Annotated in this window: 13 protein-coding genes; 5 read left to right on the forward strand and 8 right to left on the reverse strand. The window is 66.8% G+C overall.

The window, feature by feature from the left end:
* Positions 1-591 precede the first annotated feature (591 nt).
* Both FNH13_RS14875 and FNH13_RS14880 read left to right on the forward strand, forming a co-directional pair.
* Positions 592-1,110 carry a helix-turn-helix domain-containing protein gene (locus FNH13_RS14875; RefSeq protein ID WP_228266433.1) on the forward strand — a complete coding sequence of 173 codons (519 nt, stop codon included), beginning with the start codon at positions 592-594 and terminating at the stop codon, positions 1,108-1,110.
* Positions 1,110-1,682, forward strand: a complete 573-nt coding sequence (locus tag FNH13_RS14880) for a DUF6036 family nucleotidyltransferase (RefSeq protein ID WP_143785163.1) — start codon at positions 1,110-1,112, stop codon at positions 1,680-1,682. Before FNH13_RS14875 ends, FNH13_RS14880 begins: the two co-directional genes overlap by 1 nt.
* A gap of 260 nt (positions 1,683-1,942) precedes the next feature.
* On the opposite strand, the gene FNH13_RS14885 is transcribed toward FNH13_RS14880, so the two are convergent.
* Positions 1,943-2,392: a hypothetical protein gene (locus FNH13_RS14885; protein ID WP_143784143.1), complete on the reverse strand. Its 450-nt coding sequence runs from the start codon at positions 2,390-2,392 to the stop codon at positions 1,943-1,945.
* A gap of 288 nt (positions 2,393-2,680) precedes the next feature.
* On the opposite strand from FNH13_RS14885, the gene FNH13_RS14890 reads away from it, so the two are divergent.
* The 3 genes from FNH13_RS14890 to FNH13_RS14900 all read left to right on the forward strand — a co-directional run bounded on the left by FNH13_RS14890 (position 2,681) and on the right by FNH13_RS14900 (position 3,784).
* Positions 2,681-2,878: a ribbon-helix-helix protein, CopG family gene (locus FNH13_RS14890; protein ID WP_143784144.1), complete on the forward strand. Its 198-nt coding sequence runs from the start codon at positions 2,681-2,683 to the stop codon at positions 2,876-2,878.
* Positions 2,875-3,264 (forward strand): type II toxin-antitoxin system death-on-curing family toxin, encoded by a 390-nt coding sequence (locus FNH13_RS14895; RefSeq protein ID WP_143784145.1) that lies wholly within the window; start codon positions 2,875-2,877, stop codon positions 3,262-3,264. Before FNH13_RS14890 ends, FNH13_RS14895 begins: the two co-directional genes overlap by 4 nt.
* 253 nt (positions 3,265-3,517) lie before the next feature.
* Positions 3,518-3,784, forward strand: coding sequence for a HepT-like ribonuclease domain-containing protein (locus FNH13_RS14900; protein WP_228266434.1), 267 nt, complete (start codon positions 3,518-3,520; stop codon positions 3,782-3,784).
* 350 nt (positions 3,785-4,134) lie between these two features.
* Here FNH13_RS14900 and FNH13_RS14905 read toward each other — a convergent pair whose 3' ends face one another.
* From FNH13_RS14905 to FNH13_RS14935, 7 genes are all read right to left on the reverse strand, one after another.
* Positions 4,135-4,761 (reverse strand): YceI family protein, encoded by a 627-nt coding sequence (locus FNH13_RS14905; RefSeq protein WP_143784147.1) that lies wholly within the window; start codon positions 4,759-4,761, stop codon positions 4,135-4,137.
* A 172-nt stretch (positions 4,762-4,933) separates the two neighbouring features.
* Positions 4,934-5,191 (reverse strand): Txe/YoeB family addiction module toxin, encoded by a 258-nt coding sequence (locus tag FNH13_RS14910; protein ID WP_143784148.1) that lies wholly within the window; start codon positions 5,189-5,191, stop codon positions 4,934-4,936.
* Between the two features lie 4 nt (positions 5,192-5,195).
* Positions 5,196-5,453, reverse strand: a complete 258-nt coding sequence (locus FNH13_RS14915; protein WP_143784149.1) for a type II toxin-antitoxin system Phd/YefM family antitoxin — start codon at positions 5,451-5,453, stop codon at positions 5,196-5,198.
* Positions 5,454-5,621: 168 nt separating this feature from the next.
* Positions 5,622-6,779, reverse strand: coding sequence for a Wadjet anti-phage system protein JetD domain-containing protein (locus tag FNH13_RS14920; RefSeq protein ID WP_202878794.1), 1,158 nt, complete (start codon positions 6,777-6,779; stop codon positions 5,622-5,624).
* Between the two features lie 35 nt (positions 6,780-6,814).
* Positions 6,815-10,237, reverse strand: a complete 3,423-nt coding sequence (locus FNH13_RS14925; RefSeq protein ID WP_143784151.1) for an ATP-binding protein — start codon at positions 10,235-10,237, stop codon at positions 6,815-6,817.
* A gap of 20 nt (positions 10,238-10,257) precedes the next feature.
* Positions 10,258-10,848, reverse strand: coding sequence for a DUF4194 domain-containing protein (locus FNH13_RS14930; protein ID WP_202878795.1), 591 nt, complete (start codon positions 10,846-10,848; stop codon positions 10,258-10,260).
* The gene (locus FNH13_RS14935; protein ID WP_143784152.1) at positions 10,845-12,272 is read right to left on the reverse strand and encodes a DUF3375 domain-containing protein; all 1,428 of its coding nucleotides are present in this window, start codon (positions 12,270-12,272) and stop codon (positions 10,845-10,847) included. The genes FNH13_RS14930 and FNH13_RS14935 overlap by 4 nt, the downstream gene beginning before the upstream one ends.
* Between the last annotated feature and the right edge of the window lie 4 nt (positions 12,273-12,276).

Raw genomic sequence — 12,276 nt, forward strand, 5'->3', positions numbered from 1 at the left:
GACGGACAGCTGCACGCAGGGCGGCCCTGTCGGGTGGCCATCGGGCGTTCGGGCGTCGGTGTAGGCATACATCTCGATGCTGTGTCCTTCCAGTTGCCACCACCAGGTCCCTCCGCTCAGTGGTGTCGGTTCTGTGGTCTCTGTCGGTTCACCGAGGGCGTCGGCGAGATGGTCAGCCAGTTCGGTCGCCGCGTGAAGGACGCGCTCGGAGCTTTCGTCGTCCCAGAGGAACCAGAAAACGTCGGCGAACCGGTCCTGGTAAGTGCCCCAACCCGCTCTCGCCGTACCCCACGTGGGCATAGAGGCCATATGCCAGGAACGAGAGGATCGTCTCCGGGGTGTCTCCGTGGCCGTGTCGGTCTGGATTGCCATCGCGTCCAGCCATAGGAGTCCCTCATCGAGACCCTGCGGCCAGGCTGACCGGAGGATCTGAGTCACGGTTTCGGCTACCTGCCGAGGGGCTGGCTTCATGCTGCGAGCCTAGAGGCATTCGGATGGTCCCTGTGCGTCAGGATGGGGTCATGTCCCCTCGTGCTGACCGGGCTCACCATCCGTTCCCCTACTATAGCAAGATTTGCTATAGTAGGGGGCATGAGTGACCGCGGGAACGTGTTGGAGCTGGTGATGCGTGAGACGGGCACCGGCCAGAGCGAGTTGTCCAGGCTGAGCGGGGTTCATCAGCCAAGCATCAGTCAGTTCCTGTCCGGACGTGTCGATCTGAGCGACGAGCAGCTTGATCGCCTGCTGTCCTGCATGGGGCGACGGTTGGAGGTTGTCCGCAGCGTTGTCGAGCCTGAGCTCACTCGCTCGGAGCGCCGGTCGTGGCTGCTGCACCGGAGGATCTCCTCGCGTCTGACGCGCGACACCCTGGACGTGTTGGAGCCGGTTATCCAGGGCAATCTGTCGCGCTTGCGCAGGGGAGTGACCGGGGAACCGCATGAGCGGAACCTGCATCGCTGGCAGGTTCTGGTCGACACTAGGGACCTCCCCGGCCTCAAGCGCGTGTCGACGGGTCTCGATCGGGACTCCATCGAGATGCGTGAGGTCTCTCCCATGCGTGGGCTGCTGTCAGAGCAGGAGCGCTCCGAGGTGCTGGCGCAGGTGGGTTGATGCGCCGGGATCAACTCGAACACGCCATCCGGACGGCATGTCAGATCATCGGTCACCCGGACGTCATCGTCGTCGGCTCGCAAGCGATCCTGGGTTCAATCGTAGAGGGGGAACTCCCCGCGGCAGCGACCATGTCGATGGAGGTCGACATTCTGCCCATCGCCGCAGACAACGACGAGACCGCTCGCCTCGCCGATCTCATCGAGGGCGTAGCAGGAGAGTTCTCACCCTTCGAGGATCTGCACGGATTCAGCATCGACGGGGTCGACCTGCAGACATCGGTTCTCCCGCCCGGATGGCGTGACCGCTTGGTGCCCGTCACTAATGCGAACACCGCTGCCCCAGGGGGCGATCCGCAGTTCACGGGATGGTGCCTGGACAAGGAAGATCTGTGTGTGGCCAAGCTTTGCGCCCTGCGCGAGAAAGACCGCAACTTCGTTGCCGCTCTTGTCCGTGCCGACCTCGTCGACACCCGTGTCATCCTGGGCCGGCTCGCCACCCTCGACCCGGACCACGCAAAAGCCGCGTCGTCAGCTCACCGCTGGCTTACCTCCCTCCAGGGTCGTGAGTGAGCGACCTAGAGGTCAGCAGTTCCAGCCCCCTCACACGCCACGCTGGAAGCTCCGAAGGCGCGTCAATTCGCCGCGATCCGCCCACTACGGACTACCCGAGTTCGGGGATCTCGATCGTCTGCCGATGTCCGGTCGGTCCGGAACCTGCTCATTGAGAACGTAGAGGGCTTCGAGCTAGACATCGTTTCTGGCTGAGCGCCTCTACTCTGCCGCGTAGGTGTCTTGGCGGCGACGGAGGTAGGAGGCCGCCCGGCATCTGCCTATTCGTTCGGGAACACGATGGCGCCAGTCGAGCCAGTGTGTTCTGACCCTCTTTGAAACTGGGTTTTGTACGTCAGGTCGATCCCGTCGACCACTACTACCGTGCCAGCCCCCAGCGGAGTGACCTTGAGTACCACCTGGTCCCAACTGGCGTCATCTCGCTGCTGACCCGGTGGAAAGCACTGACTCTCCACGTCGTCGCCGTAAACGATGCCAATCCGAGCTGCGTTGCACAGCAGGACGTCAGCCTGCGCCTCGCCGCCAAAGACATGCACGCGAGGTTCGGCGTTGATGATTGTGACGCGCCCGAGGTCTGGCTCCTCCACCATGGCCACGTACACCGACATGAGCGCTTCCGGGCGCGCACCGAACTCGTCACCGACGTCGCCATAAACATTTGGGTGCGACCACCACCATCCGGTCCCGAGTACCACAGCTCCGAGCAGCACCCCAACGACTGCCCTCTTGGATTGCCTCCAGCGACTCAAGGACGATCGCGAGTCAGCCTGGCCCCCTGGATCAAGCACCACGCTGCTCGCTCCACCATCAGTGATAGTCATGGCACAGTATCCAGCTCGATGGAGTAGAACCACAAGCACCACAATCATGCATAAGTGGACTCACATGCCGCCCGTCGCCCGTTCCGGAGGTGCGTCCTACCGCCGCGAAGCGGGGCCCCTGAACCTGACGTCGCACAGTTCCTGAGCGTCATGGTACCGCTGCGGTACCATTCAGATATGGCGATGAACCTGAGGCTGACCGACGCTGAGAGCGAAGCCCTGCGCAAGAAGGCCGAGCAGGAAGGGCGTTCCATGCAGGAGGTCGCTCGGGCCGCGATCGCTCAGTACGTCTCAGAGCGTCCCCAGCGACTGAGGGCCGCGATCGACCGAGTCCGCAGCGAGGACAGCGAGCTGCTCGAGCGACTGAGTCGGTGAGCGCCGAGGAGCTGGACTACCTCTCGGTCGAGGACCTTCTGGAGATCGCATCCGGGGTGCTCGACGACGTCGCGGTGAGGGACCCGGGTCTGCTTGCCGCGGCTGCCGCCCGGCCGATGACCACCGTGTTCGGCGACGACGCCTACCCGGCGTTCGAGGACAAGGTCGCGGCGCTGCTGCATTCCCTGGTCCGCAATCACGCCCTGGTGGACGGCAACAAACGCCTTGCCTGGTCGGCCGCTCGAGTCTTCTGCCTCCTCAATGGCCGCGATCTGACCTACACCGTCGACGAGGCGGAGCAGATGATGCTCGGGGCGGCCGCCGGCGGACTGGACGTTCCGCAGATCGCGGACTGGCTCGAAGCGCGAATCGGAGCCGCGTCATAGCGCCGCGACCGGACGCGGTGTTGGGTCGGCGTAGGGTCGGAGGTTTCAGAGCCTCGTCGCGCTCGCTAACACCCGACGCTTCCGTGGCGCCGAAGTGGACTCGTTCTCGGACATGACCTGATCCTCCTGTGAGGGCTGGAGGACCCGTCGGATGTTGTCTGATAGACACGCCAGTCTCTATCGCGAAGTCAGACGCAAACCAGACCCGATCTGAACAAGAACGGTTCGCCGACATCCTCCAGGCGGTCCAGCGTTGCCTGGACTCAAACCTCAACTGCAGTCGGATGAGTTCGCCCCGATGGCCTATGACGCTGTCCTGCGCAATCTCGCCGTCATCGGTGAGGCGGTCCGCTCCCTGCCGAGCGAGACACGAGATCGAATGCCCGATGTCCCGTGGGCGGCGATCGCAGGCTTGCGCAACATCGTCGTTCACGAATACTTCCGCGTAAACCCTGACCTGATTCTTGACCTCCGCGATCACCAACTCGCGCCGTTGGCCGAGCGCCTACGCGACATCTGAACCCGGCGGCAGGCGACGCAGACGCCCGGATCCCCCGCGAGTCGGAGATCCCCAACACGCGCCCTTCCGGCTCCCTTCAGTGTGCGCCGGCACTTGTCGCCGTCAAGGTCGTTCGCCCGGTGGGGTGCTGCACCTTGACGGCTCCTGCGCGTTGACGAGGTGGCCGGGCCGTGGCGCAGGTAGCGCGTAGGTGCGGGTCCGGGAAGTTGGTTGATCCGAAGTGTCGGTAGAGGTTTCCCGGCGAGTCATTCGCGAGGCGCTGGGTGCCAATCCCGGGCACCAGCGCGATTGAAGGGCGTGGACCTCTGGGTCCACGCCCTTCAGAGCAGTGCTACTGCCGGCAGATGAGATCAGGCGACGGCCGGGGCCTGGGCGATCGCCGAGATGTCGAACTCGAGCTTGACCTTCTCGCCCACAAGGACGCCGCCAGTCTCGAGCGTCGCGTTGAAGTTTAGGTTCCAGTCGGTGCGGTCGATCGTCGTGGCGCCCTCGAACCCGATGCAGGTGTTGCCGTAAGGGTCCTTCGCCGATCCGGTCTCCTCGAAGTCGATTGTGACGGGCTTGGTGACACCGTTGATCGTGAGGTCCCCAGTGATGGCCCACTCGGAACCGTCGCGCTTCACGTTGGTGGAGGTGAAGCTGATCGTCGGGTGGTTCTCGATGTCGAAGAAGTCGGGGGTCTTGATGTGGCCATCGCGCTGCTGGTTGCCCGTGGTGACGGACGCCGCCTGGATAGTCACATCGACCTTGGAGTTGGCAGGGGTCGTGGTATCGACGTGGGCCGTTCCCTCGAAGTCCTCGAAGTTGCCGCGAACCTTCGTGACCATCGCGTGCCGGGCCGAGAAGCCGAGGCGGGTGTGGCTCGGGTCGAGCACGTAGTCGCCGGCGAGGTCCGAGACGAAGCTCGTGCTTGGCTCAGAGACGACGGTCGCAGCCTCGGGGGTGGTGGTCTTCGTGGAGCGGTTGAACAGGCCCATTTTGTGTCCTTGCGTCGAGTGGTTGTTCCTTCAATCAATACAATGACAGGAATTAGTTGTCATGTCAAGTATGACTTGCGTGTGACTGCTGGGAGCATCCTGCCGGGCGCCTGGACCGAGGCTGGCCGGACGCCGGCCCTACCGGAAGTGTCTAGTAGCTGCGTATGGGTGCTTATCCGTAGTGGTAGCGGCAGGCGGCGACTCGGACCTCGGCCCCAGCGATCTTGTACACGAGCCGATGCTCGTCGGTGATGCGGCGCGACCAGTAGCCGGCAAAGTCGTGTTCCAGCGCCTCAGGCTTGCCGATCCCCTCGTTGCCGTTGCGTTGGATGTCCTTCAGGAGCAGGTTGATGCGTTTGAGCACTGTGCGGTCCTGCGCCTGCCACCAAAGGCAGTCCTCCCAGGCGTTCTCGTCCCAGACCAGCAGCACTCGGTCAGTCCGTCTCGACCAGCTCGCGCGACCGCCCCCGGCCAGCCTCCAGCCGCTCCATGGCGTCCAGCAGCCGACGGGCGTTGGCGGGTGAGCGCATGAGGTAGGCCGTCTCACGTAGCGACTCGTAGTCCGCCAGAGAGACGATGACGACCGGCTCGTGGCCGGCGCGCGTGATGACGACCTCTTCACGGTCGTTGGTGACGCCGTCCAGCACTTCTGCGTAACGTGCTCGCGACTCGGTGTAACTCATAGTCTTCATGCATATCCTCTCTGTACAGAGAACTGTACGCTCTTCGGGTGGGCTGCCAAGAGGGTCATGTCCACGCCGTCACGGAGACGCACACATCACGTAGCGGGTGATGTTGTCGGGATCGCGAAGATGAGCGCCGTGCTCGAAACCGACGTGCTGCGGCGTGCTCTCGAGCACTCAGTTGTTGACCACAACCCGCGACAACCGACCCTCGACCCAGGCCCAGTCGATCCGTTCCTGTTCAAGCCGAACGCGCTCACCGAACCGGTCGGACACGAGGTCGGAGTAGAGCACCTCCTCATCAGGCGTCAACCGCTGCAGCCGCGCGGACGTCGGCGTCGGCTCAGTGCCCCATCGATCCCGGTGCTGCAGCAGGGTCTGCCGGTCCATCAGCACCGACTCCGCGTGCGGCAGCCAGGCCCGCAGCCGGCTCAGGATCGCGAAGCCGTGGGTGTCCAGATCACCCCAGTAATAGACCTCCGCCTCGCGCAACCACGGGAGGGAGCCAGCCCTGTCGACCTCGAATCCCTTGCCCCACACCACGACACCGCCAGCTGGGACGGGCACGCTCAGATAGCTGATCTCGTTCTCAACGATGATCGCGGTCCGCACCCGCACGTCGGCTGCGGCCAGCTCCTCCACCCGCAGCCCGAGCTCGGAGAAGCCATCGGCAAGACCCACTGACGGATGGACCCGCAGCCGCACCAGCTCCGGCTTGCCGCGCAGGCCGAGCGCAGTCACAAATCCGGCCGAGCTCGCCGGGACACCGAGCAGCCGCGCCAGCAGGGCGCGGTGCTGGTCGATGAACTTGGTGTCCACACCCGGCGCATCGACCTCCCGCAGATAGCGTCCGCTGTCTCGCGCAGCGCCGAGCCAACGGTAGGACCCCAGCACCCCGTCCCAGGACGGCCCCACAGCCAGCGCCTTCAGCGGGTTCGCCGCAACCCACTCCCGCAGGACCGGCTCGTCGGCCACCACCGTCAGGATCCGGTCGAGCTCCCGCACCTCACCTGACACCCCCAGCAGCGCCCACGCCGGCGCAAAGTCAGCCACGACGGCACGACTGGGCAACTCATTGCGACCGATGACCCTGCCACCAACCGTCTCCAGCACCACCGCGAAGTGCGCGCCACCCCGCGAGCCGGCGTCGATCGCGGCGACCCAGTCTCGGACCGCACCCAGGTCATCACCGATCTGCGAGGCGCGAGGACGCCGCAGGGGCACCTGCACCACCGGGAACGACTCCCCCGCCGCGTGGGCCCGCAGCAGCGTGCCGTCGTCCCACCGTCGCCGCACCACGGCCCGGATGTCGGCCACCGTGGACCACGCAGACACCGTGGATCGCGACAATCTGGCAGACCCCGACCGTGTCATCCGCCGGCCCCGGCCAGCGACCCCACCGCGTGCTGGGCGCGGACCTCCTGAAACTCCTCGATGGTCAGCGTCTGCAACCGCGAGTAGCTCCCGGTTGGGTTGTCGACGAACCCGATGGCCTTCACATAGGGCTCGATGACGTGCACCTTCTGCAGTGGCGTCACGATGAGCAGCTGCAGACCGAGCTTGGCGAACAGGTCGAGCGCATATCGGGTGGACACATCTGACCCGCGCCCGAAGGCCTCGTCGATCACGGCGAACCGGAAGTCCCGCGAGCGTTCGGCACCCCACTCCAGCCCGAACTGATAGGCCAGCGAGGCCGCCAGGATCGTGTAGGCCAGTTTCTCCTTCTGACCTCCGGACTTGCCATCGGAGTCGCGGTAGTGCTCCCACTCCTCGTCGGTCTCTCGGTCCCGCTCGGAGGCCGAGAAGGTGAACCAGTTGCGCACATCGGTCACCCGTCGCGTCCACGCCCGGTCCGAGTCGGTGTGCCCCTCGCGTCCGCGGAACCGCTCGATGAGCCGCTCCACATCGAGGAAGCGCTGCTCGGAGTACTGATCCCCATCCGCGCCGATCGTGTCGTCGGTCGCTCGACGCAGGTCGGTGCGAAACGCCTGGATCTCGGTGTTGATCGTCCGCTCGCTCTCCAACCGGATGAAGCGACCCTCGTTGTAGGGGATCGCCCCGAGCGCCTCGTTGATCCGGTCGACGCGGCCGTGGATCTCCTCAGACTGTCGACGCAGCCAACTGTTGAACTGGGCCAGCTCGCGGATCGTGTTTGTGTTGAGCTGACGCTTGAACTCGTCCTCGAACTTCGGCAGGTCATCGAGGGACACCCGCTCGTGAAAGGCCAGGTAGTCAGCGCGCGCCTCCACGCTGGCGTCCATCTCGGTCGTCGCCTCGGGCCAGCGCCGGCGCACCTCACTCATGTAGTGCAACAGGCTCTGCGTGTAGCCACCGATCTCCCGCCCGATCCGGTCGATCAGGGTCTGCAGGTCGCTGGTCAGCGCCTCCTGGGCCGGGGCGCACGAGTCGGCGTCCTGGGGCAGATCCGCTCCCAGTCGCTCCTCGAGTGCTGCGTATGCCGTGCGCGCCCGGGCGAGGACCTCGTCACCCTGGGTGCTCAGAAAGGTCTCGTCACGCGCTCGGGCGGTCTGCGCCCGGTCGATCCGGTCCTCCCGAACACTGATCCGACCGGTGAGCCCGGCCAGTTCCTCGGCGAGCGACGTGGCCTGCCGGTCGTTGTCCTCCAGCCGCCGGGTGATCTCGGCGAGCTCGGAGGACCCGGAGACGAGCCGGGCCCGTTCCCGCTCGTCGTGCTCCGCCCTCGCCTGCGCCCCGGCCCAGTCGAGCTCCTCCCAGGAGCCGTATGCCGACAACTGGCTGAGCCCACCGAGGCGGGCTGCGATGTCGCCCGCCTCCGACGTGATCCCGGTGAGCCGCTCGTCGAGTGGCTCGATCTGGTGCTGGAGGCCGATCAGCTGGTCGGTGAGTGCGGTGACCTTGCGCTCGTTGGCCCAACCGAGCACCCAGTTGCGCGGGTCGTCGACGTGGGAGCGGTCGTCCTTCTCGTGGCGGTCGCCGGAGCGCACCTGTCCCTGCAGGGTGACGGCGCGGTGCTCCTGGCGGAACTCCTCCAGCGTCTCGACGCAACGGTGGTCGCCGCGGCGGCTGAGCTGGTCCCGCAGATAGTCGTGGAAGGGTCCGTCCGCGGTCTCGATGGTGTCGGCGAGCAGCAGAATCCCTGGGGTGTCGGCGTGCTGCAGCCGGACCCGCCGTGCGGGCACCCGCTCATAGACGAGGCGGGTGCCGGCCACGCGGCCGTCGCTGCGGCGGTGGGTGAGGCGGTGGGCGTCGACCCAGGCGGTGACGGCGTCGTAGTGCTGTTGCGGCACGAGCAGCGACAGCGCGAACCCGCGCAACACCCGCTCGGCGGCACCGCGCCACCGACCAAACTCCTCGCGCACGTCGAGGAGCTCGCCGGCGAACGGCAGATCGGCCTCCTCCAGCCCGAGCCCCGCGCAGAGCTCCGCGCGCACGTCGAGCTGGCTGCTGGGCAGGTTGGTGGTGCGTCCGGCCAGGCTGATGAGCTCCGTGCGGACCCGCTCGGCGTCCCTGAGCAGGTCGGCTCTCTGGGCATGCAGGGTTGCCCGCTCGTCGTCGAGCCCCTCCCTGCGGGTGGTCAGCTCTGCGGTGAGTTCCTCGACTCGCGCCAGGGTCGCGGTGAACGCGGCGCCGTCGTGGATCGGGTCGAACTCCGCGGCACGGACCGCCGTGTCGAAGCGACCCCAGCGATCCTTGCGCGAGGTGGCCTCGGTGCGGGCGAGGGCGATGGAGCGCTCCAGCTCGGCGACCCGGTTGCCGCCTGCGCGGGCACGGGCCTCGATGAGGTCGTCCTTGGCCCGCCCGAGCACCAACTGGCGTTCCCTGACCGCCGTGGCCTGCCCGGTCAGCGTGTCGCGCTCCCGGGTGTTGGCGTCGATCTCGGCACCGAGCAGGTCGATGCGCCGCTCAGCGATGAAGAGCCGGACCGCCTCGCGGTGCGACTCGGCCTCCTCTCGCCGGGCGAGGGCCTGGTCATACCTCATGCTCGTGGCGACCAGTGGCTCGAGGGCCTCCAGTTGCTCGCGAGCGCGCTTGACCGCGTCGTGCGCCTTGGTGAGGTCCTCGAAGTGGCCGACGGTGTCGGAGACCCGCTGAGCGGCGTCGACCGGCTCGAGCATGTGGTTGCGGACGAACTCGTTGAGGTTGCCGACCGACTTCATCGACACCGTCTGGTGGAACAGCTCCATCGCCTGTGCCGACCGGATGCCGAGCAGCCGCCGGACGCGCTCGGCATATCTCGGGAAGTCGTCGTGCAGGTCCACCCCGCCGTCACGCAGCCGGCGGCGCAGGTCGTTTAGGGAACTGCCGAAGTCGACGAAGTCGGGCTCGATGCGCAGCTCGCGACCTGCGGTGACATAGAAGCGGTAGGGCTGGCCGGCGGAGTCCCGCTGCTGAAAGACCTGAGCGAGGGTGATCGTCTCGTCGTGACCGTCGTTGACGAAGACGCCGAGGATGACCGAGTAGGAGCGGTTGTCGCGCAGACCGATGGCCCGGGATGCACCGGTGGCCTCGACCCGCTCGGACTTGTAGTGGCCCTCGACATAACTGCGGAGGGTCCGCTCGCGCGCCTCGGCCCCGGCTGCCTTGTTGTAGGAGATGCGGTGGGCGGGCAGCAGCAGGGTGGTCATCGCGTCGACCAGGGTGGACTTGCCGCTGCCGATGTCGCCGGTCAGCAGTGTGGTGTCGCCGTCGGCGGTGATCCGCCAGACGCGCTTGTCGAAGGTGCCCCAGTTGAACACCTCCAGGTGGTGCAGGCGGTAGCCGGCCCGGCCGCTCGAGGCGACCTCCACCGTCGAGAACAAGGCGTCAGTCATCGTCGCCTCCCGGGTGCAGATCAGCCATCGTCGCCGCCCGGGTGCGCGCCGGCATACTCAGTCAGCTTGCCGGCGAAATCGCCCAGGGTCTGGGCATCGACATAGGCCTTGAGGATGCGCCGCACCTCCCAGTGCCCGGGCTGGCGGGGCAGCTGGCGCAGGAAGCCCAGCTCGGCGGCCTTGCGGATGGTGGTGTCCACCTGGTCGATCACCCGCGCCTCGTTGCTGGAGTCGGGCAGGAACAGACGGAGTATGTCGACGACCTGGTCCCTGGTCAACACCAGTTTGCCCTCGCCCCCGGATGCCTCGAACTCCACGAGCCGCTTGCGCAGCAGGACAAGCAGGAGGCTGACGTTGTAGGTGAGGCTGCGGCGGCGCACGAGCCGGGGCAGTGGCTCCTCGGTGTCGTCCTCGTCGGCGTTGCGCAGATAGGCGTAGCCCTCGACGTCGTCGATGACCACCTGCACTCCGATGGTGCTGAAGTGGTCCCGCACCGGGGCGGCATGGCGCTCGAGCAGGGTCCAGCCGTCCTCGTCGACCTCGCGATAGACCACGCCGCGCATCAGGCGGATGCCCGTGTGGGCGACTGCCTGCTCCTGAGGTGTCCTCACCGTCGCCTCACGCTCACTCGGGGAAGGCGAGCGCGGCGCGGACCGGTGCTGTCGGCATACTCGATGATGCTTTCCTGGCTCTCGTCCATGATCACCTCCAGGTCGTCGTCGGTCAGCGCGAGATAGCCCACGATCTCCGCGGCGCCCTGCTCGATCGGATAGAAGTTCACGATGTCGTCCAGCAACACGGTGCTCGCTGGCGGCACGATCGAGCGGATCTGCTCGGCGAGGCGTGCCTGGTCGACGAAGGTCTGGCCGAACAGGACGGAGATGTCGACGTCGGCCTCGGCGTCCGGGTCCAGCAGACTGTCGACCTCGGCGGCCGGGCGCGCGTCATAGAGCGGTCGCTCGAGCGGGAGCGCGATCTCGACACCGGGGACGTCGACATCCAGCCCGACAGGTGGAGGGCTGTCACGCAGGGCCAGGGCTGCAGCCTCCACGGCACGCACGAGATCGAGGACGCGGCGATTTTCCAGCCAGATCTGGTCGTCCAGGAAGCGGCGCAGCTGCTCGGAGATCTGCCGGACGGTGCGCTGCGTGCGCTCAGCCGCGTCGGACCAGTCGTGGTGGATGGTGCGCATCCGCCGGTCAGGGTCGAGCTCGCCGAGCGACTGGACCCGGGTCAGCAGCTCGGACAGCTCGTCCTGACGGGTCTCGGACAGCAACAGGTCATAGAAAGCCTGGAAGCTGCGGCCCTGGTCGGACGCTGTGATGTCGGCGCGATTGCCGACCAGGTCGGCGAGCAGCTCACCCTTGCTGCCCTCCCAGGACGCGATCTGCTCGCGGGCACCGCGGTCGAGGGAGCGGAAGTTCTCCTCCACCTCACGGAAGTCGGACAGTAGCTCGCGGGCGGTGCCGGCGAACTGCTGATAGCGCTCCCGCAGGGCCGTCGCGTCGAGCACCGCCACCTCCCCCGCCTCGGCGCGCTCGATCTCGGCGTCGAGCACTGCGCGGCGACGCTGCAGCTCGTCGAGCCGGGCCTGCGGGTCGCTCTCGGAGCCGCGCACGATCTGGCGCAGCAGGGCAAAGACGGTCTCCAGCCGGGAGGCGGTGCCCACGAAGGAGCGGGCTCGCAGGCCAGTCACCCAGGCATAGGCCTTCTCCAGGTCGCTGGTCGCCTCGTAGTGCACCTCGTCGGAGCCGCTCGGATAGAACCGGCGCAGCCACCCGCTCTCGGTGGCTGCCCAGTCCTGCAGGTAGTCGGCTGCGGATCGCGGGTAGCGGGGGCTGTCGGGGGCGGCCAGGTTGAGGGCGTGCAGCTGGTCATCGAGCGCTGCCGCCAGCTCGGTCGAGCTCACCGCACCGTGGTTGTCCTCGACGAAGTAGCGCCCAAGGAAAGAGAGGACGAGGGCGGCATTGCCAGCCCGCAGCAGCCGCCACGCCGGAGTGCCCTCCCGCAGCGCCTCAATCTCGTCGTGCTCCATGCCT

Source organism: Ornithinimicrobium ciconiae (assembly GCF_007197575.1).
Classification (GTDB): domain Bacteria; phylum Actinomycetota; class Actinomycetes; order Actinomycetales; family Dermatophilaceae; genus Ornithinicoccus; species Ornithinicoccus ciconiae.